The organism is Draconibacterium sp. (assembly GCF_041583095.1).
Taxonomy (GTDB): Bacteria; Bacteroidota; Bacteroidia; order Bacteroidales; family Prolixibacteraceae; genus Draconibacterium.
This window is the reverse complement of the sequence record NZ_JBFHGM010000050.1, coordinates 1-23,963: the sequence shown is the minus strand read 5'-3', so window position 1 is coordinate 23,963 and position 23,963 is coordinate 1. Positions and strand designations below refer to the sequence as shown.

General features: G+C 37.5%; 21 protein-coding genes. 14 read left to right on the top strand and 7 right to left on the bottom strand.

Annotated elements, in window-relative coordinates; translation table 11 throughout:
* Window positions 1-156: 156 nt before the first annotated feature.
* Window positions 157-1,305 carry a porin gene (locus tag ABZB17_RS07075; RefSeq protein ID WP_372648922.1) on the bottom strand — a complete coding sequence of 383 codons (1,149 nt, stop codon included), beginning with the start codon at window positions 1,303-1,305 and terminating at the stop codon, window positions 157-159.
* A gap of 691 nt (window positions 1,306-1,996) precedes the next feature.
* Between ABZB17_RS07075 and ABZB17_RS07070 the strand changes: the two genes are divergently transcribed.
* From ABZB17_RS07070 to ABZB17_RS07060, 3 genes are read left to right on the top strand one after another with little or no spacing between them, the layout of a single operon-like run.
* Window positions 1,997-2,194, top strand: a complete 198-nt coding sequence (locus tag ABZB17_RS07070; protein ID WP_372648920.1) for a hypothetical protein — start codon at window positions 1,997-1,999, stop codon at window positions 2,192-2,194.
* Window positions 2,191-2,388 carry a hypothetical protein gene (locus ABZB17_RS07065; protein WP_372648919.1) on the top strand — a complete coding sequence of 66 codons (198 nt, stop codon included), beginning with the start codon at window positions 2,191-2,193 and terminating at the stop codon, window positions 2,386-2,388. Before ABZB17_RS07070 ends, ABZB17_RS07065 begins: the two co-directional genes overlap by 4 nt.
* A gap of 17 nt (window positions 2,389-2,405) precedes the next feature.
* A complete protein-coding gene (locus tag ABZB17_RS07060) occupies window positions 2,406-2,783 on the top strand; it encodes a serine hydrolase (protein ID WP_372648924.1) in 378 nt (125 codons plus the stop codon).
* Between the two features lie 582 nt (window positions 2,784-3,365).
* On the opposite strand, the gene ABZB17_RS07055 is transcribed toward ABZB17_RS07060, so the two are convergent.
* The gene (locus ABZB17_RS07055; protein ID WP_372648917.1) at window positions 3,366-4,541 is read right to left on the bottom strand and encodes a tetratricopeptide repeat protein; all 1,176 of its coding nucleotides are present in this window, start codon (window positions 4,539-4,541) and stop codon (window positions 3,366-3,368) included.
* A gap of 107 nt (window positions 4,542-4,648) precedes the next feature.
* Complete coding sequence (gene gyrA / locus ABZB17_RS07050) at window positions 4,649-7,162, bottom strand: DNA gyrase subunit A (protein ID WP_372648915.1); 2,514 nt, start codon at window positions 7,160-7,162, stop codon at window positions 4,649-4,651.
* A 265-nt stretch (window positions 7,163-7,427) separates the two neighbouring features.
* Between gyrA and ABZB17_RS07045 the strand changes: the two genes are divergently transcribed.
* Entirely contained in the window at window positions 7,428-9,953 is a 2,526-nt protein-coding gene (locus tag ABZB17_RS07045) for an ATP-dependent Clp protease ATP-binding subunit (protein WP_372648913.1), read from the top strand.
* Window positions 9,954-10,000: 47 nt separating this feature from the next.
* Here ABZB17_RS07045 and ABZB17_RS07040 read toward each other — a convergent pair whose 3' ends face one another.
* The 4 genes from ABZB17_RS07040 to ABZB17_RS07025 all read right to left on the bottom strand — a co-directional run bounded on the left by ABZB17_RS07040 (window position 10,001) and on the right by ABZB17_RS07025 (window position 14,580).
* Window positions 10,001-11,911: a SpoIIE family protein phosphatase gene (locus tag ABZB17_RS07040; protein WP_372648912.1), complete on the bottom strand. Its 1,911-nt coding sequence runs from the start codon at window positions 11,909-11,911 to the stop codon at window positions 10,001-10,003.
* A 51-nt stretch (window positions 11,912-11,962) separates the two neighbouring features.
* On the bottom strand, window positions 11,963-12,817 hold the full coding sequence (locus tag ABZB17_RS07035; protein ID WP_372648911.1) for a PfkB family carbohydrate kinase: 855 nt from the start codon (window positions 12,815-12,817) through the stop codon (window positions 11,963-11,965).
* A gap of 78 nt (window positions 12,818-12,895) precedes the next feature.
* Window positions 12,896-13,642, bottom strand: a complete 747-nt coding sequence (gene fabG / locus ABZB17_RS07030; RefSeq protein WP_372648909.1) for a 3-oxoacyl-[acyl-carrier-protein] reductase — start codon at window positions 13,640-13,642, stop codon at window positions 12,896-12,898.
* Window positions 13,643-13,842: 200 nt separating this feature from the next.
* Complete coding sequence (locus ABZB17_RS07025; protein WP_372648907.1) at window positions 13,843-14,580, bottom strand: NAD-dependent deacetylase; 738 nt, start codon at window positions 14,578-14,580, stop codon at window positions 13,843-13,845.
* A 111-nt stretch (window positions 14,581-14,691) separates the two neighbouring features.
* Here ABZB17_RS07025 and ABZB17_RS07020 point away from each other — a divergent pair, with 111 nt between their 5' ends.
* From ABZB17_RS07020 to ABZB17_RS06975, 10 genes are all read left to right on the top strand, one after another.
* Complete coding sequence (locus ABZB17_RS07020; protein ID WP_372648905.1) at window positions 14,692-15,501, top strand: DUF4422 domain-containing protein; 810 nt, start codon at window positions 14,692-14,694, stop codon at window positions 15,499-15,501.
* Between the two features lie 5 nt (window positions 15,502-15,506).
* The gene (mnmE, locus tag ABZB17_RS07015; protein ID WP_372648903.1) at window positions 15,507-16,904 is read left to right on the top strand and encodes a tRNA uridine-5-carboxymethylaminomethyl(34) synthesis GTPase MnmE; all 1,398 of its coding nucleotides are present in this window, start codon (window positions 15,507-15,509) and stop codon (window positions 16,902-16,904) included.
* Window positions 16,905-17,161: 257 nt separating this feature from the next.
* Complete coding sequence (locus ABZB17_RS07010) at window positions 17,162-18,067, top strand: helix-turn-helix domain-containing protein (protein WP_372648901.1); 906 nt, start codon at window positions 17,162-17,164, stop codon at window positions 18,065-18,067.
* A gap of 2 nt (window positions 18,068-18,069) precedes the next feature.
* Window positions 18,070-19,170 (top strand): site-specific integrase, encoded by a 1,101-nt coding sequence (locus ABZB17_RS07005; protein ID WP_372648899.1) that lies wholly within the window; start codon window positions 18,070-18,072, stop codon window positions 19,168-19,170.
* Window positions 19,171-19,175: 5 nt separating this feature from the next.
* Window positions 19,176-19,874 (top strand): hypothetical protein, encoded by a 699-nt coding sequence (locus ABZB17_RS07000; RefSeq protein WP_372648897.1) that lies wholly within the window; start codon window positions 19,176-19,178, stop codon window positions 19,872-19,874.
* Window positions 19,875-19,977: 103 nt separating this feature from the next.
* Window positions 19,978-20,349, top strand: coding sequence for a helix-turn-helix domain-containing protein (locus ABZB17_RS06995; RefSeq protein WP_372648896.1), 372 nt, complete (start codon window positions 19,978-19,980; stop codon window positions 20,347-20,349).
* Between the two features lie 12 nt (window positions 20,350-20,361).
* Complete coding sequence (locus ABZB17_RS06990; protein WP_372648895.1) at window positions 20,362-21,435, top strand: DUF6371 domain-containing protein; 1,074 nt, start codon at window positions 20,362-20,364, stop codon at window positions 21,433-21,435.
* A gap of 104 nt (window positions 21,436-21,539) precedes the next feature.
* Window positions 21,540-21,884 carry a plasmid mobilization relaxosome protein MobC gene (gene mobC, locus ABZB17_RS06985; RefSeq protein ID WP_372648893.1) on the top strand — a complete coding sequence of 115 codons (345 nt, stop codon included), beginning with the start codon at window positions 21,540-21,542 and terminating at the stop codon, window positions 21,882-21,884.
* Window positions 21,881-22,780 carry a relaxase/mobilization nuclease domain-containing protein gene (locus ABZB17_RS06980; protein ID WP_372648892.1) on the top strand — a complete coding sequence of 300 codons (900 nt, stop codon included), beginning with the start codon at window positions 21,881-21,883 and terminating at the stop codon, window positions 22,778-22,780. Before mobC ends, ABZB17_RS06980 begins: the two co-directional genes overlap by 4 nt.
* 14 nt (window positions 22,781-22,794) lie before the next feature.
* Window positions 22,795-23,445, top strand: coding sequence for a hypothetical protein (locus ABZB17_RS06975; protein ID WP_372648890.1), 651 nt, complete (start codon window positions 22,795-22,797; stop codon window positions 23,443-23,445).
* Window positions 23,446-23,963 lie beyond the last annotated feature (518 nt).

Here is a 23,963-nt window from a genome sequence, read left to right as displayed (position 1 = left end):
TTACACCAACGGTGCATTTCGTTTTTTTCAGGATCTCTTCCTTAGAAACACCTTGTTCCAATAACTTCAGTGCTTCTTGTTTGCGTTTGCCGAAGATCAGTGTCAGGTCTTCAACCTTAATTTTTGTTTTTCTATTATCCGACATGATTAATTCAATTAAAAATAGTATCCAATGTTAATATTGAAACGGGTTTCCCATTCAGCATCAGGTGTTCCGGCTGCCAGACCATTTGTCCATGCCGGCCCAATCCACGGGTGATCTTTTCCCTGCGCCAAATCAACGTAGGTATAAACGTTTCCGGCAGTTACCAAAACTCCGGTAGTATTCATAAAACTGTCTTCATACATATCATTGGCCTTATTCATGTAGCCAAAATCGTTATAAAACTGAAGGTTTGAAATTGGTCCCCATTCAACCGGAACAGAGAACGCTGGCCCAATTGTGTACGTTGTAGCTTCAGAAGCCACAAGGTAAGGCGCACCGTAAGCAGTCATCGCAAGCCCTTCGCTATCCTGATCGGCAGGGTTTTCAGGATTCATCTTGTATTTCGTAGCCTGAATTTTCAAGTTGAAGTTTCCGGCATTTAACTCGTAATGCGCTGCAAGTGCGTAGCTGTCGCCTGTTTTCTCCGTGTCGAGGTTGTAAAGCCCGCCATACTGTGCCGATACACCCAACATGTGCTTACTGTTACCCGATGAGAGCTTTCTAACCACCTTCAGGTTTAACTGGTTTACTTCCTTATTTCGGTATAAACCATCGGCTGACGAACCAACATCGTACGAGTAGCGACTGTCTGAAACATCGGAATTACTTCCAAAACGAAGTTCCTCGGCATTTTTAAAGAATGCGATGGCATACAACCAGTTCTCGCCGTTGTGGGTGTATTTTATACCCATGTCGTGGTCGTCTTCTAAACCAACGTAATAGTTAATACCAAAAAACCAGTTGTGCGAATTGTACTGGGTAATTCCAAAAGGCACCTGTGTTAAACCGATCTGAAGGTTGTTTTCAGGGCTGAAATCGTAACCAACCCAACCTTGTTTTAGCATTCCTCCGCCAAAACCTTCGGAATAAAGCCGGTACTCAGCATTTAGTTTTACGCCTTTGTACTTCGCTTTCGCGTTAACTCTGAAAACATCGTAGCCAAAATCGCCACCACGGGTTTTCTGACCTTCTTTCCACGATGAAAGGTTGTAATTAAAACGAAGTGCTCCACCAATTTGAACCTCAGGTTTTTCCTGTGCAAACAAATTAGTTGTAAAAAATAGAATAATCAAAAATAATGAACTAAATTTTCGTAACATATAAAATAGTTTAATGAAAAAATCGGTAATACAGGGAAGGGGGTAAGAGAGAAATCAGAATAGAGTTACAGGCGGCACAAACCTGTCGGACCGCATCTTATAAGCCATTTTGATGGCCACAAATGCCCGCTGATTATTTAGTTTGTATGTTTTAATACGACTTTTAATCATGCGCGGCAAAAATAGATCTATCGATTGTAATAGCGTGTACTATATTGCGTTCCACATGTTAATATAATGTATTGTTAACATCATTTCAGTACGAACTATTATTCAGAAATTTGAGAATGCAAATAGAATACGCGCGTTTTACCAATTTAGGGCAACAGATCTCAAATTCAGCAATAATGTTGTTTTTAGTTATGCTACAATAAGTTGACCCGCTTTTTATTTCCCGAATTATATAATACCAGCTTTAAATATGTTTCTACAGAAATCAACATCAGAAATAACTAATTGTTTCGCGTCGCCATTTCCAACAGTAACTAGCCAATTGATTCTTAGATAATGATTCGTAAGCCAACCGGGATAACCTTATTGGTTGCACCATATTTAATGATGATGCTACATATTTTATATCTCGTCGCGAAACTTCATATTATCTGGCACATAAGTTATTGGTGCAGCATCGGCGTTTGTAGGACCTTTACATCAACAAAAATTAACAACAAATTATTAAAAACTAAAAATCATGAAAACAAAAAAGAGAAACAAAGACAAAAGTTCCTGGATAACAGGAGGGACAACAATGATGGGATTGGGAGTAGGATTTATCTTGCTAAAATATTCAGTAATGTATTTTCTGGCTTCCTTGCTGATCGGGATTGCGGTTGGTCTGGTGGTCACACCTTTTTTACCCATACATTATAAAAGTGCAAAACAATCATGAAAACATTTATAAAAGTAACAGGAATTGCCATTTTATTTTTTGTACTGGCTGCGGCTAGCTGCAACAGCACAAGTAAGAACTATTACTACCAGGTTCCGAAGCAAACAAGCGATGGGCTACAAGTTGAATCTCTGGAACGATCAGGCATTGATTCCACTTTGATAGTAGATGCGAATCAAATGATTGGTGGTTAAAATACGACACCGGCGAAATCAGTACCGGCGGAGGTTTAAAACTCACACCGCGTGACATGCTAAAAGTTGGTGTACTGTTTTTAAACGATGGTGTTTGGAATGGTCAGCGGATTCTTTCGAAAGAATGGATAGATAAATGTGGACATGCTTTTGGACCGAATTATGGCATTAAAATTCCCGGAGAAGATTTAGGAACTGTTGGTTACGGTTACACGTGGTGGACCAAAAAGTACGAAGAATACGGACGTATGTATTGTGCTCTTGGCTGGGGTGGACAGAAAATTATGGTTTTCCCTGATTTAAATGCAGTTATTGTGTTTACCGGTGCGAACTTTAAATCGAAGGTGAAGCAGAATCGAATTTTGGAGAATTACATATTACCGGCGATTAAATAAGGAATATTAATAAAGTTGATTTTGGAAAGGATCATTCCATGAACTATGAAAACTTAACGCGCTGAGAATTGTATAAAATTGCAGTTAACGTAAACTCTTCAGATTAACAAATTCTAAGCGTGTGAAATTTTGATGCTATAATTAGCTGAATAATAATTCTAAAAGCTCTGAGATTCGTATAAAAATATTTTTAAGCACAGTTATTCAGATTAGCACAATTTTAGTGCACGAGATTTGTGCGTAGTATATACCTGAGCGGATTGGCGAAGGCAATCCCAAACTAAGTTCTGTAAGTTTTTGACTTGCAAAATCAAAAGCCACAAAAACTTGATTCAGGAGCAGACATATTATTGAATTATAGGAAAAACATTTTGTGAAGAATACTCTATAAACTTTTACATAAAATCTTTAACGTTATCGGACTAATCGTCGCGATAACTGATTTTATTTAAACCAGCACAGCTGGCCGTAATAAGCCGGGTATTCCAGGATATGATATAAATGCATTTGTCTTATAATTGATATTATGTTATTTATATAAATATAAAAAAAGGAGAGAATTTCCCTCCTTTTTATTATATACTATTGTCCTAACATTTCAAGAACTTCGTTGTACTTGTCCATATTTTTCATACGGTAGTACAAGTTTTTAAGCGACTCTAATGTCATTTCATCCTCCGGATTTAACTCATGACATTTTTCCATATAAGGAAGTGCTTTCTCAAACCAAGCGTCAGCTTTTTTTAATTCAGCTTCGTATTTTTCATTTTCGTTAGCCGGAACTGCATTAGCAACTTCAATTTGTTTTACACCTTTATTATAATAAAGCGCACCTAAATTATAGTATGCATTAAAGAATGTTGGATCAACTTCCGACGCTTTTTCATATGCAGCTACTGCATTCTCTTCTTCACCAAATTTTTCGTATAACGCACCTTTAGCAAAGTAGTAAGTTACATTGTTTGGATCTTGCGCGATAGCCATATCCAGGTATTTCAACGCTTCTTCGTTTTTACCAATTTTCATATAAAGGTCAATCATACTTGTCAATACGTTATTGTCATCCGGATATTTTTCAAATCCTTCCTGAACAGCTTTTAACGCATTTGTAGTGTCTTTCATCTGAATATAAGAGTCAGAAATTAAAGCGTATGTTTTTGCACCATTATAACCATATTTAGCAGCCTCGCCGTAGTATTGAACCGCTTTATTATAATTCTGAGCATTGTAAGCAGCTAAACCTGAGTTAAATAAAATTACAGTATCAACTGCATCAGGGCTATCTTCTTTCACAACAGGAATCTCCTGAATATCAAGGATTTGCTCAAAAGATTTTAACGCCAGTTCGTAATCGTTATTATTAAATGCTTCAACTGCCTGATTGGTAAGGTCGTTGGTTAATAGTGTTAATTTAATTTTTACACTTTTCGAGAACTTGTCATTATCATCCAGTTCAAGTGCTTTTTTATACGATTCTAACGCTACAGTTAACGGATCATCACTTAAAGCTTTAACATTTGCGTCCTGGCTTGCAAAAATAGCCTGGAAGATTTCCCCTCTCACTTCCCATGTTTTTGGCCAGGGAATTGATTTTTCAGCCTTATCGTTTGATGGATCAGTTGCTTCATTGATCGCTTCCAACGCTTGATCTAATTTGCCTGAATCTTTAAGGTTCTGAGCACTTGTTACTTTCCCTTTCTGCGCAAATACTGCAGAAACTGAAAAAACCAAGGCCAGAAGAATGATAGTTTTTTTCATTGTTATACTTATTTAAAATTTTAAAATTTCGTTAAATAGCCCCTTACAGACCACAAAAATATATCTTTTCAAATTTTATCAAAATTCCAACAAGAATATTCAATAATTTATTCTTGTTCTAAGTTATTTTCTTCATTATCAATATCTTCAGTATTCTCGTCTGTTACATCTTCAGAAGCTTCTTCTTCAACAGCAATTCGGGCAACCGAGGCAATTCTGTCGTCTTCCCGTAAATTGATAACGCGTACTCCCTGTGTTGCTCTTCCAAGTACAGAAATGGTGTTAACCGCCAAACGAATCGTAATTCCTTTCTGAGTAATAATCATCAGATCATTATCGTCAGAAACACTTTTAATCGCTACCAATTCACCGGTCTTCTCAGTTATGTTTAGTGTTTTTACACCTTTTCCACCGCGGTTGGTAATACGGTAATCCTCAATTTTAGAACGTTTTCCATATCCTTTTTCGGCAACTACCAGGATATCTTCATTCTCATCCATTACACAAACCATACCAATTACTTCATCATTTTCGTGACCAAGTGTAATTCCGCGTACTCCGGACGCAGTTCTACCAATTGCACGAACAATACTTTCGTTGAAACGAATTGCCTTTCCGGAACGTACTGCAAGCATCACCTCGCTTTTACCATTTGTTAAACGGGCTTCCAGCAACTGGTCGCCTTCTTTAATGGTAATTGCATTAACTCCATTTTGGCGTGGACGCGAATAAGCTTCTAAAGTTGTTTTCTTAATAATACCTTTTTTGGTAGCAAGAATAATGTAGTTATTATTGATGAATTCCTGATCGGCCAGTGTTTTTACTTTAATAAATGCCAACACCTGATCGTCAGACTCAATATTCAACATGTTTTGAATTGCACGACCTTTTGAAGCCCTTGTTCCTTCAGGAATTTCATAAACTTTTAGCCAGAAACACTTTCCTTTTTCGGTAAATAATAAAAGGGTGTTGTGCATTGAGGCAATAATAATATGCTCCAGGAAGTCTTCATCGCGAGTCGTGCTTCCTTTCGAACCTATTCCTCCCCTGCCCTGAGTTCTGAACTCGGTAAGTGGCGTACGTTTTATATAACCTAAATGCGAAATAGTAATAACCATTTCTTCATCGGCATAAAAATCTTCAGGGTTGAATTCTTCGGCGTTAGGAACAATTTCTGTACGACGCTCGTCACCATATTTGGCTTTAACTTCCTCCAACTCTTCTTTAATGATTTCCATGCGCAAGTTAACGTCGGCAAGAATGGCTTTATAATGTTCAATCTGCGCCATAATTTCGTCGTATTCTTTACGAAGTTTGTCTTGCTCAAGACCGGTTAACTGACGTAAACGCATTTCTACTATCGCACGCGACTGTACATCACTTAATTCAAATCGTTCGATCAGTTTGTTTCGTGCTTCTTCAGGAGTTGAAGATCCGCGAATAATAGCAATTACTTCGTCGATATTATCACTGGCAATAATAAGTCCTTCCAGAATATGAGCACGTTTTTCGGCTTGCTCCAGTTCGTATTGCGTACGGCGTGTTACCACTTCGTGACGGTGATCAACAAAGTGTTTGATCAGGTCTTTCAGATTTAGAATTTTTGGACGACCATGTACCAGTGCAATACTGTTAACACTAAACGAAGTTTGCAGCTGCGTATATTTGTATAGTTTATTCAAAACTACGTTGCTCATTGCATCGCGTTTTAAATCGTATACAACACGCATACCTTCACGGTCCGACTCATCGTTAACGTTCGAAATTCCTTCAATTTTCTTTTCGTTAACCAAATCTGCAGTTTTCTGAATCATTTCTGCACGGTTAACCATGTATGGAATCTCGGTTACAACAATTTTCTCGCGTCCACCTTCATTTTCAATATGAGCTTTACCTCTTATAACAATACGTCCCCTTCCGGTTTCATATGCATCCTTAACTCCTTGATAACCATAGATTATACCGCCGGTTGGAAAATCGGGAGCCTTAACAATATCGATCAACTCTTCCATCTCGATGTCATTATTGTTGACGTACGCAATGGTAGCATCAATCACATCACTAAGGTTGTGTGGAGCCATATTAGTGGCCATACCAACGGCAATACCCGATGCTCCGTTTACAAGCAGCTGCGGTATTTTTGTTGGCAATACAGTAGGTTCTCCCAACGATTCATCGAAGTTCGGTTGGAAATCAACAGTATTTTTGTCCAGGTCGGCCAAAGTTTCTTCCGAAATCTTCGACATACGAGCCTCGGTATAACGCATTGCTGCCGGGCTGTCACCATCAACGGAACCAAAGTTCCCCTGGCCATCTACCATCGGGTAACGCAACGACCAGTGTTGTGCCATACGTACCATGGTAAAATAAACCGATGAGTCGCCATGCGGGTGATACTTACCAAGTACCTCACCTACGATCCTGGCCGACTTTTTATACGGGCGATTGGAAAGTATTCCAAGCTCGTGCATACCAAATAATACCCGGCGGTGTACCGGTTTAAAACCATCGCGTACATCGGGTAATGCACGCGAAACAATTACCGACATTGAATAATCAATATAGGCAGATTTCATCTGCTCCTCAATGTTTATTCTGATAATCTTTTCACCTTCTGTCATTATATCTCCTTTCAAAATAAATTATCACTGTTTAAGACCCACAAAAATAGTAAAATCATTCGTGTAACACGTATATCTAGTAGTGTTTTACATACTTTTGACAAGAAGATATTAACATATCAACTGACAATTATGCATGATGTTTAGGTTACCTTTGATAACTTCTGCCATTTCGATACATCCCCGCTTCAAATTTTATTTAATTTAGTCTTTCAACCTTTTAGGAATAGTATTTGTTAAACCAGAGATAAAAAAGAGACTATATATGGATTCACAATTTTCACCAAGAATTAAAGACATTATCGGATATAGCCGGGAGGAGGCAATTCGTTTGGGGAATGATTATATAGGCCAGGAGCATCTTTTTTTGGGAATTTTGAGAGAAGGCGAAGGTACTGCTACTGATATTCTTGAAAACCTGGGTGTTGACCTGGTTGAAGTAAAACAACTAATCGAAAGCAAAGTACGCACAGATAAAGATATTAATCAGAAAGCTGATTTGATTATGCTTAAATCAACCGAAAAGACCTTGAAGTTGATTTATTTAGAAGCACGATCATTTAAAAGTGCAACGGCCAACAGTGGCCACCTCTTGTTAGCGATATTAAAAGACAACGACAGTTTGATAACCCAATTGCTTGTTGAATTGGGCATTAATTATTATATGGTTAAGTCGCAATTACAAGATTATCTGCAACCCGAAGCAAAATCAGATTTCCCCGAAAGCGATGACGATGAGCCGGGAGAAGGTTTTGGAAAAGGCCCGTCGGGCGGACAAAGTTCGAAAAAGGCTGCCGGCGCAAAATCGGATACCCCGGTACTCGATAACTTTGGTATTGATATAACCAAACTGGCAGAAGAAAACAGCCTTGACCCGATAGTTGGTCGCGAGAAAGAGATTGAGCGACTGGCACAAATCCTGAGCCGACGTAAAAAGAACAACCCAATTTTGATTGGAGAACCAGGTGTTGGAAAATCGGCCATTGCCGAAGGATTAGCCCTTCGTATCATAGGTAAAAAAGTATCAAGAATATTATTCGACAAACGTGTTGTAAGCCTTGATATTGCTTCGATTGTGGCGGGTACAAAATATCGCGGGCAGTTTGAGGAGCGTATGAAAGCGATTTTGAATGAACTGTCGAAAGTAAACAATGTTATTTTGTTTATCGACGAGATTCATACTATTGTTGGTGCAGGTGGAGCAACCGGATCGCTGGATGCTGCAAACATGTTAAAACCTGCTTTAGCACGTGGCGACATTCAATGTATTGGAGCTACAACACTGGATGAATACCGTCAGCAAATTGAAAAAGACGGTGCATTGGAACGTCGTTTCCAGAAAGTAATGGTCGACCCTACTTCGGTAGACGAAACCATTGAAATTCTGAATAACATTAAAGAACGATACGAAGATCATCACAATGTGATTTTTACACCTGAAGCAATTGAAAGCTGTGTAAAATTAACTGCTCGCTATATTACTGATCGTTATTTGCCGGACAAAGCGATTGACGCGCTTGACGAAGCCGGTTCGCGTGTACATATTTCAAATATCAATGTTCCGGATAACATTGTTAAGCTGGAAGAAAAGATAGAGAAAACCAAAGAGGATAAGATTGCTGCAGTAAAAAGTCAGAATTTTGAGCTGGCAGCGAATTACCGCGATAAAGAAAAGAACCTGCTTACGCTATTGGAAGATGCAAAAGAACAGTGGGAAAAAGACTTGCTGAATCATCGTGAAACGGTTGATGAGCACAAGGTAGCTGAAGTGGTTGCCATGATGTCGGGAATTCCTGTACAGCGTATCGCTCAGGCTGAAGGAAAACGCCTGATGAACATGGGCAACGATCTGAAAGGCAAAGTTATTGGTCAGGACGAAGCAATTGCGAAAATTGTTAAGGCCATTCAGCGTAACCGCGCAGGGTTAAAAGATCCAAACCGCCCGATTGGAACATTTATTTTCCTGGGGCCTACGGGGGTTGGAAAAACCCAGCTGGCAAAAGTTTTAACCACTTATTTGTTCGACAACCTGGATTCGCTGATACGTATTGACATGAGTGAATACATGGAAAAATTTGCGGTGTCGCGATTGGTTGGAGCGCCTCCGGGATATGTAGGTTACGAAGAAGGTGGACAGTTGACCGAAAAAGTGAGACGTAAGCCTTATTCGGTTGTTTTGCTCGATGAAATTGAGAAAGCTCATCCTGATGTGTTTAATATTTTACTTCAGTTGATGGACGAAGGACGTTTAACTGATAGTTTGGGACGTAATATTGATTTCAAAAATACGATTATCATTATGACGTCGAACATTGGTTCGCGTCAGTTAAAAGATTTCGGACGTGGCGTTGGTTTTGCTACGGCTAAAACACCGGAAGAGGAAAACGAGCATACCAAATACATCATTCAGAAAGCACTGAAAAAGGCATTTGCTCCGGAGTTTCTGAACCGTATTGACGATGTGGTAATGTTCAACCAGCTGGAGAAAAAACACATTCACAGCATTATCGATATTGAAATTGATGGTTTGTACAAACGTGTTGAATCATTGAATTACAAACTTAAAATTTCTCCAGCCGCAAAAGACTTTATTGCCGAGAAAGGGTATGATCCTCAGTTTGGTGCCCGACCATTAAAACGTGCGATCCAGAAATATCTGGAAGATGAGATGGCCGAAATTATAATTAAGGCATCAATATCCGAAGGAGACACCATTTCTGTTGGTTTTGATAAGAAAAATGAAAAGCTTCAGATGCGTATTTTATCCAATAAAAAAGCTTTAAAAGAATAAGAATCAAAATACTTTAAATGAAAAAGGAGGTTTTTACCTCCTTTTTTTTATGCTTTGTAGTTAAAGACCAGCATGGTAATATCATCGGCTTGTTGAGCATGCCCCATGTACATTTTGAAACTCTTTTCTAAACGTTCAACAATTTCCTTTGGGCTTTTTCCAGTCAGTGATATCAGATTATCAACAAGTTGATGATTACTATACTGCTCATTGTTTTCGTTTAGCATTTCGGTAACTCCATCAGTATACAAAACAAGCGTATCACCACGGTTCAGTTGAACTTTAGCTGAACCATAAGATTTGTCGGAATAAAGCCCTAATGGCAATCCATGAGACTGTGCCAATTCTTTTACCTTTCCGTTTTTTGTCAAAACATATCCGGGAGTGTGAGCCGCATTGCAGTATTCTAAAATGCCCGTCTTTACATTCAGAACCCCCAAAAACAGTGTTAAAAAGAACTGATGATAGTTGCTTGTACACAACTCTGTATTTACTTTTTCAACAATTTTATTTGCTTTCGACACCAAAGCATTTGTTTTAATTGTTGTTTGCGCAACGCTCATAAAAAATGCAGCAGGAACTCCTTTCCCCGAAACATCGCCCATGGTTAAAATCAGGTGTTCATCATCAATAAAGAAGTAATCAAACAAGTCGCCGCTTACCCCTTTAGCTGGTTGGTAAGATGAATACAGATCAATGTCAGTACGATCCGGAAAAGCAGGATATATTGTCTTAATAAAGCTTTGCTGTATTTCAGAAGCCTGATTCATATCTTCCTGTCGCCGTTGTTTTTTCTTTTGTTCATCGGATTGGATTTGAAGGTATTTTTCGTACCACGATTTCATGTAATTCAAACTCTCGGCAACCTGAATGATTTCATTTTCAGGAATATCTTTGTACGGTCCGGTTAGATTACTAAATCTTTTTAATTGTTTGGTAACCAAACTCAGTGGCTTTATTTGTTGGTTTATAATGTAAGTTACGGTTAAATAAATGATGAGAATTCCCAAAACGGAGAAGAACAACATCTGCAGCACTGGCAAATATAAAGGTTCAAATAGCTCTTTGTAGGGTAAAACTGAAACCAAAACCCAACCATTTTGCTGAATAGGAACATAATAAACAAGGGCTTTTTCGAAATTAAATAATTCAGGATAAGCAATCAAAGTTCCCGGCTTGGATTCGGCAAGTACTTTCTTGGTTGTTGTTGTAATATCTTCGCGAAGAACTTTTTCATGAACGTCATAAATGCTACGGTTAAGAATCCAATCAGTCACGGGATGTGTAATATAAACACCATCTTTCGACATCAGAAAAGCAAATCCTTCTTTTCCAATTTTCAAGCTGTTCACCTGCTTGTTCAATTCATTTAACGATAGTTCGCAAATTACTTCTCCAACTCTCTTTTTTTGCCCCGAAGGCGAATCGATCATTATCAGTGAACAGTACGCCGCAACCACAATGTTATTTCGTTCGCATAAATAGGGCTCCGACCAGCCTTCATCTTTCTGTTTAATCAGTTTCTGAAACTGTACCTGCTCATTTGCACACGACGATATATTACCGCTACCTCTTCGTATAACAGTTGAATCTCCATCTTTATATGTAAAATAACTCCAATACGGCAAGTTGGTAACCGTTGAATCAATTTTAACATAAATGGCATTGATAAACGGATACTTTATAACCAGGCTTTGAATGAACAAATCAGCATGGTCTTGCTGACCATAAAAAATGACCTGATCGGAAATATTTCCGGCAACCTCAGATGTAGTAACAATGTAACGCTGCACCTGGCTGGTTACATGATTACTTTGCGACATTGCCTTATTTTTTACACTTTCTTTTATAAGTGTTTGATTGAAGAGAAAAAATACTCCAATAAAAGCAATAAATACCCCTATCACTGCAAGGGAGATATATACACTCAACCGATATGCAATTGATTTATTTAACATTATTCTTTTATTGTTTCCGAATAAAACAATTTACGGATTATTTTTCAGATGTCAGGCATTATGATCAAAATTTAACCATTTCCGTGTTCCCTTAAAACTGCAGGTAAATGAAGCCAACACGGCTGCTTTTTGCATAGCGCTTTCGAAATCTTCATTTTCAAGAAAATAGTAGCAAAAGGCACCATGTAAAAAATCTCCTGCGCCAAGAGTATCCATAACGTTCACTTCCGCTACCTTTACTATTCCCTTTTTATTTTTAGATAAATATTCAATTTCAGCTCCACCATTTGAAATTGCCACCGACTGTACTTTTTTAGCTATCATAAAATCAAAAAGCTCTTCACGGTTTGTACATTTCGGCGGCATAAAGTCGGCTGAGCATATTGCAATGTCAACATCGTATAAAAGATCGGCAAACTGGGATTTCCAGCTTCCACAATCAGCAACAACAGGTATTCCCCGTTCCTTGCAAATTCGCACACATTCCATACTAAACTCCGGATAAAAACCATCTATAAGAAGAATCTGTGGTTCTACCAGGTCTATTAGTTTTTGGGGTAAAATCGTACTCTTAACTTCTGCTGGATTATGCGTAACGATGGTTCGGTCGCCATTTTTTGATGTTAACACAGTTGCCAAAATAGTTTCAAATTCCTGGCCATATGCCAAATCAAAATGATCTACTCCAACCCTGTTCAGATCCTGATCGATAAACGAGGAAAAAGCATTCAGCCCGGCAGGACTGGCGAGCGTTGCGGTTTTATTCAAATACGCAAAAGCAACAGCTGCATTGGTTGCCGGGCCACCAACTAAAATATCGGGATTACCGGTTTTAATTTTAGTATTGGCAATCGGAATATCATCGATAAAATACTGAATATCAACTGTAGTGAGTCCAACAAACAAGGCCCTGTGTTTCATCAAACACAAAGAAACAAAAAAAGCTGCCCATTCAGACAGCTTTTCATTATTTTATAACGTTTTTTAAGTGTTCATTGCACCACAAACCGTAATAACCTGTCCGCTTACATACGATGAAAGATCAGAAGCAAGGAATGTAGCAACCCCTGCAACTTCTTCCGGTGTTCCACCTCTTTTTAACGGAATCGAAGCTTCCCACGCTTTACGCGCCTCTTCCGGAATTTTACCGGTCATTTCAGTAATAATAAACCCGGGAGCGATGGCATTTGAACGAACACCACGAGAACCCAGTTCGCGTGCTATCGACTTGGTGAAACCAATAATACCAGCTTTGGATGCCGAGTAGTTCGACTGACCTGCATTTCCGCTAACACCAACAACCGAACTCAGGTTAATGATTGATCCTGAACGTTGTTTTAGCATCGTGCGCTGAGCTGCTTTTGTAAAGTTAAACACTGATTTCAGGTTAACGTTAATTACTGCATCCCATTGGTCTTCAGTCATTCGCATTAACAAAGTATCTTTTGTTATACCTGCGTTATTTACCAATACATCGATACGGCCAAATTCTTTAACAATTTCGTTTACAACCCGGTCGGTATCTTCAAAATTACTTGCATCAGAAGCGTAACCTTTGGCTTTTACGCCGTAAGTTTTTAATTCCTCTTCCGTGGCTTTCATATTGTCATCTTCAAAAAGATCGGTAAAGGCAACATCGCACCCTTCCTGTGCATACTTTACAGCAATTGCTTTACCAATACCGCGAGAAGCGCCGGTAATAATCGCTGTTTTTCCTTCAAGTAATTTCATTCGTTTATAATTTTAATTAAAATGGTAACAATTTAGCCTGGTCAAGAAACCCTCGGCTAAAACCAAAGTTACCCTATTTGTTTTCGTAGCGCAAATATAAATTTTCTTCAAGTTATACCGAAAATGATACGTAGATTAATTGCTTTCAGGTGGAAGTATATGCCACGCTACAATAAAGTTCAAACATTTGGTTGAAAAGTTCAAAACAGCAATTCACCCAACTGATTTAAAACGTCGGTGGCTTTTCCTTTTAAATGAATATCGGTAATTGCCGAGGTAAAAATGGTTTCCTCCGGATTAATCTCAATAATTGTTGCCCCGGCTTGTTTGGCAGTACGTGGTACATACGACGCCGGTGTTACTTCGCCTGTTGATCCAACAATGATACAGACTTCGGCTTTTTCGGCCGCTGCGAACGAATCCGCATATGCATCGTGTGGTATTCCTTCACCAAAAAATATAAAGTCAGGTTTTAGCACTTCTCCATCATTTGCACATTTTGGTGGAATGTTTTCAAAATCTATATCTCGGGCATCATAAACTTTTCCGCACTTTAAACACTTAAGCTTTTTCGAATTACCATGAAACTCATAAACTGACTCACTTCCAGCTTCGTAATGCAGATTGTCAATATTCTGAGTAACAACAGCATTTAACAGCTTATTTCTTTCCATTTGTGCCAGTACCCGGTGTGCATCATTTGGTTTGGCGTCAGCAAAAAAGTCATAAAATATCTCACGTATATATGTCCAGCAATGTGCTGAATTATTCAGAAAGTATCCCAAATCCAGTACCTGTGGATTGTATTTGTTCCAAAGTCCGTGTTCACCACGAAACGGCGGAATTCCACTCTCAACCGAAATTCCGGCACCGGTAAATGCGAATGTAAAATTTGACCCTTTTATCAGCTTTGCTGATTCTTTTAATAATGTATTCATGTATACAGAATTGAACTTGTAAAATAATAGGTGACATGAAAATAAGAAAAAAAGGGCACGTTTGGTTTATTACAATTCAAAGATTAGCTTTGTGCTTTTCTAAATTAGGACATGAACCCACAAAAAGAATTTAGGATATATTCATTCTTTTATAAACCCATAAAAGTTGACTTTCTCAACGATTTGTATATTCCTGTTTGGGCCGGAAAAAATAACAGAAATGAAGTTGAAGGTTTTTGCGGAGATGACAGCGGCGATCACATTTCGGCAAAAAATAATAACTATAGTGAGCTGACGGGCCTTTACTGGGTTTGGAAAAATACACAAACCGAAATTGTTGGAAGTTGCCATTATCGCAGGTACTTTACCACTGCCAAAGAGCCGTTAGCCTATCGAATAAAACGTTTACTTTATTTTCCGTCAAATTTATGGAAGAAACGTTATGGATTAATCTACACCGCTAATATCAACTATTGGGGAAAGCAACTATTAAACGAAAATGATGCACTAAAGATTTTAGAGGAATATGATGCCATCCTTCCGGTAAGACGCAAATTACGCCAAACTATAAAGCAGCATTATTCTAAATATCATAGCGCCGATGATTTAGTATTACTAGAAAATATTTTAAAGGAAAAATCTCCTGAGTTTATACCGGCTTTTAATAAGGTTTTAAATCAGAACCGATTATTTGCCAATAACATGTTTGTATTGAGAAGAGTTGATTTTGAAGAGCTGATGGAATGGCTGTTTGATATATTATTTAAATTTGAAAACAGAGTTTCGAATGATACATACAAAGGATATCAGGAGCGGATATATGGTTTTCTCTCTGAACGACTAATTACAGTTTGGGTTGAACACAAAAAACTAAAATATAAAGAACTACCTTTAATATATTTCAAGAAATTGAAGAAATAATGAATATGCTCGATCAATCAACAATATGTGCCATATCAACATCGCCCGGAGTTGGAGCGATTGCCGTTATTCGTCTTTCAGGTAGTGACGCCATTGCAATATGCGATAAGGTTTACGAAAGTCCGAAAACAGGCAAATCACTTGCCGATCAGGAGGCAAATACCCTTCATTTTGGAAAAATCGTTTCATCCGACGAAACGATCGACGAAGTGGTTATAGCGTTGTTTCGTGCGCCACATTCGTTTACCGGCGAGGATATTATTGAAATATCGTGCCACGGATCGGTATATATTCAACAGCGTATTTTAAATGTACTGGTTGAAAACGGAGCGCGCCTGGCATTGCCCGGTGAGTTTACACAACGCGCATTTTTAAACGGGAAAATGGATCTTTCGCAGGCCGAAGCAGTGGCCGATGTAATTGCATCGTCGAATGCGGCAGCACATAAACTGGCTATGAATCAAATGCGTGGTGGTTTTTCAAAAGAGATTGGTTCATTACGCGATCAGTTGTTACATTTTACGGCCATGGTAGAGCTTGAACTTGATTTTAGTGAAGAAGACGTGGAATTTGCCGACCGTACTGCATTGCGAAAACTTACACAAGAAATTGAGGCTTTATTACGCAAACTTAAAGATTCGTTTCAGTTGGGAAATGCCATTAAAAATGGAATTCCGGTGGCCATTGTTGGCGAAACCAATGTAGGGAAATCAACGCTTTTAAATGCTTTGTTGAATGAAGACCGTGCTATTGTTTCCGATATTCACGGTACTACACGCGATGTAATTGAAGATGTGGTAAATATTCGTGGAACTGCTTTCCGCTTTTTTGATACCGCCGGCATTCGGGAAACAGAAGACCAGATTGAAACCCTTGGTATAGAGCGAAGTTACAGCAAATTGGAACAGGCAACAGTGGTTTTGTTGGTAGTTGACACCAATAACCCCTACCCGCTTGTTGAAAGTCGTATTCAGAAGATTCGTGAGCGAATTGCCCCGCATCAAACATTGATTATTGTTGCCAATAAAATTGATTCCGGTTTGCGCGATACCATTCAGCAGATTGAAGTAATGGAACTCACCGATAACGAAAAAGCGGTGTTTATTGCAGCCAAACAAAAGGAAAACATCAATGAGCTGATCGATTACATGACTCATTCTATAAATATGGACGAGGTTGAACAGCAAGATGTAATTGTGACCAACGCCCGTCATTACGAAATACTAAAGAATGCCCACGAGGCCATTTTACGCGTGCTTAATGGACTTGATATGCAAATAACCGGCGATTTTCTTGCGCAGGATATTCGCGAATGTTTACATTATCTGGCTGAGATTACCGGAGAAGTTGGCAACGAGGAAGTTTTGGGGCATATTTTTAAGAACTTCTGTATCGGGAAATAAATTCAGATATCCCTAATCACTAAAACACATAAATACCTATCAATCAAAGTATTGTTTTTCAATACACTTATGGCCAATTTCAGCATTTAATCGTATTTCCTTAATATTTCGTTCATTTTTGTACCTCATTTGTATTTTTCTTCAAATATTCTTAACTTGAAAAATGAAAAATTGTAAAATAGTGTAGTTTATATACAATTATATGTATTGGATTACGATAGGTTACAGTAAATGGATATTTTAAGAAGAATAATGAGATGGAAATAAGAAAATTTTGTTTATGGTGCAATAAAGAATTTACAGCACAAAGAACAACTACAAAATACTGTTCTCATAGATGTAATAATCAAGCTTATAAAGATCAAAAGAGAAAAGAGAAAATTGAGAACAAAAAAAATAAGAGTTTGATTTATCAAAGAATACCCTCTTATAATGAAATATGCTCAAAGGACTTCTTACGGGTGAATGAAGTTGGCATATATCTAGGATTGAGCAGACAAACCATTTACAAACTAATTCATTCAGGGCAACTACCTGTATCTAAAATTTCGTCAAGAATCATGCTTGTAAAACGCGCCGACATTGACGAGATGATGGAAAAGGCAATGGTAAGAAATATTCCTCCTGAAAAGGTAAAACAATTACCTCCAGAATATTATTCGATTTCTGAAATTAAAGAAACCTTTAACGTAAAAGATAGCTGGGTGTATAAAATTATTAGGGAAAATAATATTCCTAAAATTGTAAAAAACGGAAGAAGCTATTATAACAAGCTTCATATCGATAAGTTTTTTAAGCGAAAGGAAGATGCTAGCCATAAAGAAATTAATGACTGGATTAGTATTTCTGAAATCTGTACAGAATTCTCAATTACAACATCAGCTGCTTACACATTAGTATCAAGGCATCAGGTTCCTAAGAAAAAGGAAGGATTATCAGTGCTCTATTCAAAAAAACATGTTTTAACTGCCCGAGGTCTTAGTGAGCAATCATTCCAGGAATATTATACTGTACAGGAGGCAATGCAAAAATTCAATATTAGCCAGGATGGTCTGTATAGCTTGATAAAAAGAAATAACCTGGCTAAGATTAAAGAAGGAAAATACATAAAGATTCCCAAAGATGAGTTAGATCGAGTTTTTTCACCAACAAACACTGATTAATTATGACTTGTGTAAAAGTTACTTTAAGAAAACGTGAGATTTCTAAAGGAAGATTATCGCTTTATTTGGATTATTATCCTGCTATAAGAAATCCATATACAATGAAACTGACACGCAGGGAGGTTCTCGGTATATACATTTACAAAAAACCAAGAACAGAGATTGAAAAAGAATACAACCGTGAAGTATTGAACAAAGCTGAAGGTATTCGCGCAATCAGGGTGCAGTCGCTAATAAATGATCAATTTGGATTTCTGGACAAGCATAAACTTAAAGCAGACTTTTTAGATTACTTCTACAAAATTGCTCTAAAGAAAGATCAGAAATGGATGATGGTATATGCTCATTTTGAGAAATTTGTGAATGGCAGATGCTTGTTTGAGGATATAACGGTTGATTTAAGTAGAAAATTCAGGTCATATCTACTGAGTGCAAAACAGCTAAAACATACAAAATTTCCCATTTCTCAAAACTCTGCAGCCTCATATTTCTCAACATATAGGGCACTACTAAAACTGGCTTATCGGGACAAATTAATATTTGAGAATATAAACGACTTTCTGGAAAGCATTGAAACCGTCGATACCAAAATTGAATACCTGACATTGGAAGAACTCAAAACGCTTGCAGCAACTCCTTGTGACATATCTGTTTTGAAATCCGCTTCATTATTCTCGTGTTTGACCGGATTACGGATCAGCGACATCTTAAACTTAAGGTGGGATAATATTATTCCTGCATCCGAAGGCGAGTTTTGTATGCGGTTAAAAACAGAAAAAACCGATACGGAAACAACATTGCCTCTAAGCAATGAAGCTCTGCAATTATGCGGCAAACGTACCACTGGAAGAGTTTTTAAGGATCTGGAGAGAAGCATGACTTTTCAACCTTTGAAGAACTGGGTTGCCTCGGCCGGAATAAAAAAGAAGATAACATTTCACTGTTTCCGACATACTTTTGCAACTTTACAGATAGCTCTAGGCACAGATATCTACACCGTTTCGAAAATGCTAACTCATAAAAACGTTTCAACCACTCAGATTTACGCCGATTTGGTAAATGAAAAGAAACGGGAATCTGCCAATAAGATTAGCTTAAAATAATTCCTATGACAATTAAGAAGCCGGAAAATATTATTCTGATTCTTTTAGTTTGCTGTGCTATTCTGGTATTGGCGACATTAACAAGGTATTTTTGCTTATTATCAAAGCTTGATTTGTTTACATCGAATATCGTTTTCTTAATTGTCGTTGCATTTTCGTTGGCTGTATATATAAGTATTAATAGCCTGATCGATAATTTTTTGCTCCCCAAAATAATTTCTTCGAAACCTTTTGAGAGAAAAGAATCTGCCAGTAATGAGACTAAAATAGGTTTGGAGTTTGTTTCCAACAGTGTTTCAACGAATGAAATACGCGAAACATTTAAGGAAACATCAAAACAGAAAAAACAAAAATTATTAAAGCAAGCTCTCCAATATTCCCAGGAAGTTTTTGCTCCATATACCTCAGATTCTGAACTATTAAGACTGTGTACATTTGTAGAAATGTATTCAAATGAAGAAGAGTTAAAATCAATACAACCAATAAAAGTTGACAAGCAATTAAAAGCTAGCGACATCTATCATTATGGATGGAATATTTGGAACCACTTCAGAATCACAGACCAACTTTCTATCTCTCATTTCCTTAAAATAGTGTTTGCCCCTACCCTTCAGGAAGTGAGTGAAATAAAGACAATCAAGAAAAAACTTAGGATTCCTGACAGCAACTGTATTATTCCCATTAGGTACAAACTTGGCAACTAAAACATTATAGATCTTCGGTGTTTCTATGGTGTTTTTTTGGTGACTAACAGGCACCAGCAAAACACCTTTTTCATTTGTACACAAACAATTAAAAACAGTTGCCATGTGTAAAGATGAAATTACATTTGAAAAGTTACCGGAAGCTGTAGGCTTTCTAATTCATGAAGTAACCCAGTTAAGAAATCTTATCGAAGAAATCCAAAGACCGGATATTCCGAAAAGGCCAATCGATATCAATGAGGCTTGTAAAATTCTTATGAAAGCCAAATCGACAGTTTATACCCTTGTCCGAAAAGGAGATATTCCCTGCTATAAAAGCGGCAAGAAGCTCTATTTCTATGAGGATGAATTGTTGGAGTGGATAAATACAGGCCGGAAAAATAGTTCAGCCGATACCCATTCGCATATTCCCGCAATAATGACACCTGAAATTCTCTCAGAAGATTATTCCATTCCATTTTCAAAAAAACGATAAACACCATCCACCATGAATGCTTTTAGATTTAAACTTGAACCATATCAAGGTTCTTCAACACGACATACATGCCCTGCTTGTAATAAGAAGAATGTGTTTGTAAAATATATTGATACCGAAAAAAAGATTACCTTTTCGAAAAATGTGGGGAGATGTAACCGTGAAGAAAAATGCGGCTATCATTATACGCCCAGTCAATACTTTCAGGACAATAACTACATACTACCTAGAACAAGTGAAACCTCCTCCCCCTCCAACAGTGTACCAGAAACCATTCAGTCAATAAGTTTAATAGATCAAGATCTATTAAGAGAAAGCCAACAATCTTATAAACAAAATAATCTGTTTCAGTTCATAGGTTCACAAATTGGAGAAACTGCAACTTTGGAGTTATTTGAGAAATACAAAATAGGAACCTCTAAAATTTGGGAAGGAGCAACAATATTCTGGCAAGTGGATTCCAAGGGAAATATTCGCACAGGTAAAATAATGCAATACTCCCCCAAGACAGGCAGACGTATAAAATACCCGTTCAATCACATCTCATGGGTACATTTTCGAATTAAACAAGAAGATTTTAAACTCAAGCAGTGTTTTTTCGGAGAACACTTACTTAAAGAAGATACTTCGAAACCAATCGGAATAGTAGAAAGTGAGAAAAGTGCTGTAATTGCCGCACATTATTTAAAAGATTACCATTGGATAGCTTCCGGAGGGAAATATGGAAGCCTTAATACGAGCAATTTCAAAATACTAACCGACCAGAAAGTAGTTTTATTTCCTGATCTGGGTACCTTCAAAACATGGTACATTAAAGCCAAACTCATGAAAAGGTATGGCATCGATGTCCGAATTTCTGAGTTTTTAGAGCAATTAAACAAATCCGAGAAATTACCAGCCGGTTACGATATTGCAGACTATTTAATTGAGAAACTTGCACCGGAGACCAGGCACATTACAGAGCAAATGATAAAGCAAAATCCTGCTCTAAAATTGCTTATTGAAAAATTTGAACTAACGCCGGATGATAGTCTGAAGGAGGAAATCTCTTTGAATTTTTCTCAGCAAAAACAACTGAAACTATAAGGCCTCACAACTGTAATAACCTATCAGTTTTATGCGAAGCAAGTTTATGTATTGGTATTACCAATACCCTTGCTTCTGCATCCCGCTGGTCTAAGTAGAAGAAAATGAAGAATCGAAATAAAGGTGGTAGACCACGAAAAATGGTATCAGAAAAGAAAACCTATATCGTCAGTTTAAAAATGTCAACTGAAGAATACTATACACTAAAGGGAAAAGCGGCAGAAGCAAAAACATCAATGAGTGAAATTATCCGACAGTCGATTGCTTCATGTAAAATAATTCAAAGGTTGACACCTGAACTGAACGGTCATATCAGAAAACTTTGCGGGATGGCTAACAATCTAAACCAAATAGCGAAGAAGGCTAACGCGGGAGGTTACAAAAACACAAGGACAGAGTATTTGCATTTAGCGGGTGAGATTGACAACATCATTGATAAAATTAAATGATCGCCAAAATTATAAAGGGAAAAGGTTTTAAAGGAGTCGTTGAATATGTACTTGACAAAAGGAAGGCAGCAGAAATTCTTTCCACAGATGGAGTTAGAACTAAAAACACCCAAACCATTATCCAGAGTTTTATCCAACAAACAAACCTGAATTCCCGGATGATTAAAACAGTTGGTCATATTTCTCTCAATTTTTCAGCGCAGGACAGGGATAACCTGAGTAATCCGAAAATAGTGGAAATTGCCAACGAATATATGGAGAGAATGGGAATTAAGGACACCCAATACATTATCGTTCGCCATTACGACAAGGAGCATCCACACATTCACCTTGTTTTTAACCGTGTAAACAATCAGGGTAAAACCATTTCAGATAAAAATGATCGCTTTCGCAGCGAAAAGATCTGTAAGGACTTGACTTTTGATTTCGGACTCTATTTCGCAAAAGGGAAAGAGAATGTAAAGGAACACCGTCTGCGAGAGCCGGATAGAACCAAATATGAAATATACAATACACTAAAAGAGGTTGTACCCAACTGCAAGTCATGGAATGCCCTGATTCAAGCCTTGAAAGAAGAGGGAATACAAACTTCTTTTAAGTATAAAGGGCGTACGGACGAGGTTCAGGGAATAATATTCACAAAAAACAACTTCAAATTCAATGGTTCTAAAGTTGACCGGCAATTTAGTTTCTCCAAAATAAACAGGCAGATACAGCAAAATATTTCGCGTGAATCTCGCATCAATACAAAACATAGCCGTGGACATGAATTGAATCCATTAGTAAATCTATCGTTATCAGCATATAAATACAGACATTTTGACCGAGAGAATCAAAGTTCTTCTGTAAATCTGAAGAAAAAGCACAAGAACAGGAATCGAGGGCTAGGAAGATAATTAAATAATTGAATATGAGTAACATTAGTTTAATAGCGGCCATGTTTGAGGAAATCAAAAAGAGGTTATCAACAATTGAAAAAGAGATGGAAAACAACAACAAACAAAAGTCCAAAGAAGATACTCCAAAACAAGAGGAACGACAGAAATTTGTATTGGCCCGTACGTTTCTGAATGAAATCCAACGGATAATAGAAACTTCGTCTCAAAGGGATTCTGATAAAACAAAATCAGAGATCCTGCGCATTAAAACTGATCTTACAAATCATATCAATCAGTTAAAAACAAGTATCGAAAGTTTAAAATGCTTTCCCAAAAAGAAGAAAAGGAACCTTCCGGTAAGCGAGTTGAAAATGTGGAAAATTGGATCAACTATTGTATTTGCATTACTCCTGTTGTGTATTGGTGCCCTAAAAATTCAAAATGCAAGGCTAACGGATAATGATCTAAAATACAGATATATTAACTTACTCCAGGGAATTGATTTAACAGGTTTGAGAAATATGGAAACAATATTTCATATTAAGCGCGATAAAGAATTTATAAAAGACATTCGGGAAGCTGTAGAAACATACGAGTTGAACGTTAAAAAAGGCCTTAACGACAAAGGGAATGTTATCAATCCAGAACTTGTAATTTCTCCTGATGAAAGCATGCCAAAATGAACTCCATTCAATTTAAAAGTGATTCCAAATCACAAACAAATTTATTCAATTCAATCCAAACAAGCCTTCGGTTGCAAAAGACTTCGGCATAAACGCCGCGCATGAATAGTCAAGAGTTTTTGAAAGCGATTATACTTTTGCATGAATACACCTTTCTCATACTTCGAATGGAAAATTCATTGCAAAATAGCTGTAAAAACACTTGACGATTAACGCGCCTCCCCCGCTTCGATTACCATCGTCCATTCCGATTCCTTTTGCAATTCGGATTAAATTGATTTTGGAGTGTTTACGATTTGGAATGATGACTTCTATCTGTTAAATAACAAATTGATCATAATTGAATTAATTAGGTACTGGTCGTTTAAAGGAAGCTTATACTTAATTCTGCCAAGTATTATTACTTACTCTAAAACTGAAGCCAATTTGAGATAAGCTAGTTTATGACTGTAAATTAGGCATTCTTAAAAACCTGGTTGAACTGGAACATGTGACGATTTGTAAGATTTATCAAAATC

Bases quoted from the DNA above. Each gene is read 5' to 3' on its own strand.
- ABZB17_RS07075 (WP_372648922.1), bottom strand. From the start codon at position 1,305: ATGTTACGAAAATTTAGTTCATTATTTTTGATTATTCTATTTTTTACA.
- ABZB17_RS07070 (WP_372648920.1), top strand. From the start codon at position 1,997: ATGAAAACAAAAAAGAGAAACAAAGACAAAAGTTCCTGGATAACAGGA.
- ABZB17_RS07065 (WP_372648919.1), top strand. From the start codon at position 2,191: ATGAAAACATTTATAAAAGTAACAGGAATTGCCATTTTATTTTTTGTA.
- ABZB17_RS07055 (WP_372648917.1), bottom strand. From the start codon at position 4,541: ATGAAAAAAACTATCATTCTTCTGGCCTTGGTTTTTTCAGTTTCTGCA.
- gyrA (WP_372648915.1), bottom strand. From the start codon at position 7,162: ATGACAGAAGGTGAAAAGATTATCAGAATAAACATTGAGGAGCAGATG.
- ABZB17_RS07045 (WP_372648913.1), top strand. From the start codon at position 7,428: ATGGATTCACAATTTTCACCAAGAATTAAAGACATTATCGGATATAGC.
- ABZB17_RS07040 (WP_372648912.1), bottom strand. From the start codon at position 11,911: ATGTTAAATAAATCAATTGCATATCGGTTGAGTGTATATATCTCCCTT.
- fabG (WP_372648909.1), bottom strand. From the start codon at position 13,642: ATGAAATTACTTGAAGGAAAAACAGCGATTATTACCGGCGCTTCTCGC.
- ABZB17_RS07025 (WP_372648907.1), bottom strand. From the start codon at position 14,580: ATGAATACATTATTAAAAGAATCAGCAAAGCTGATAAAAGGGTCAAAT.
- ABZB17_RS07020 (WP_372648905.1), top strand. From the start codon at position 14,692: ATGAACCCACAAAAAGAATTTAGGATATATTCATTCTTTTATAAACCC.
- mnmE (WP_372648903.1), top strand. From the start codon at position 15,507: ATGCTCGATCAATCAACAATATGTGCCATATCAACATCGCCCGGAGTT.
- ABZB17_RS07010 (WP_372648901.1), top strand. From the start codon at position 17,162: ATGGAAATAAGAAAATTTTGTTTATGGTGCAATAAAGAATTTACAGCA.
- ABZB17_RS07005 (WP_372648899.1), top strand. From the start codon at position 18,070: ATGACTTGTGTAAAAGTTACTTTAAGAAAACGTGAGATTTCTAAAGGA.
- ABZB17_RS07000 (WP_372648897.1), top strand. From the start codon at position 19,176: ATGACAATTAAGAAGCCGGAAAATATTATTCTGATTCTTTTAGTTTGC.
- ABZB17_RS06995 (WP_372648896.1), top strand. From the start codon at position 19,978: ATGTGTAAAGATGAAATTACATTTGAAAAGTTACCGGAAGCTGTAGGC.
- ABZB17_RS06990 (WP_372648895.1), top strand. From the start codon at position 20,362: ATGAATGCTTTTAGATTTAAACTTGAACCATATCAAGGTTCTTCAACA.
- mobC (WP_372648893.1), top strand. From the start codon at position 21,540: ATGAAGAATCGAAATAAAGGTGGTAGACCACGAAAAATGGTATCAGAA.
- ABZB17_RS06980 (WP_372648892.1), top strand. From the start codon at position 21,881: ATGATCGCCAAAATTATAAAGGGAAAAGGTTTTAAAGGAGTCGTTGAA.
- ABZB17_RS06975 (WP_372648890.1), top strand. From the start codon at position 22,795: ATGAGTAACATTAGTTTAATAGCGGCCATGTTTGAGGAAATCAAAAAG.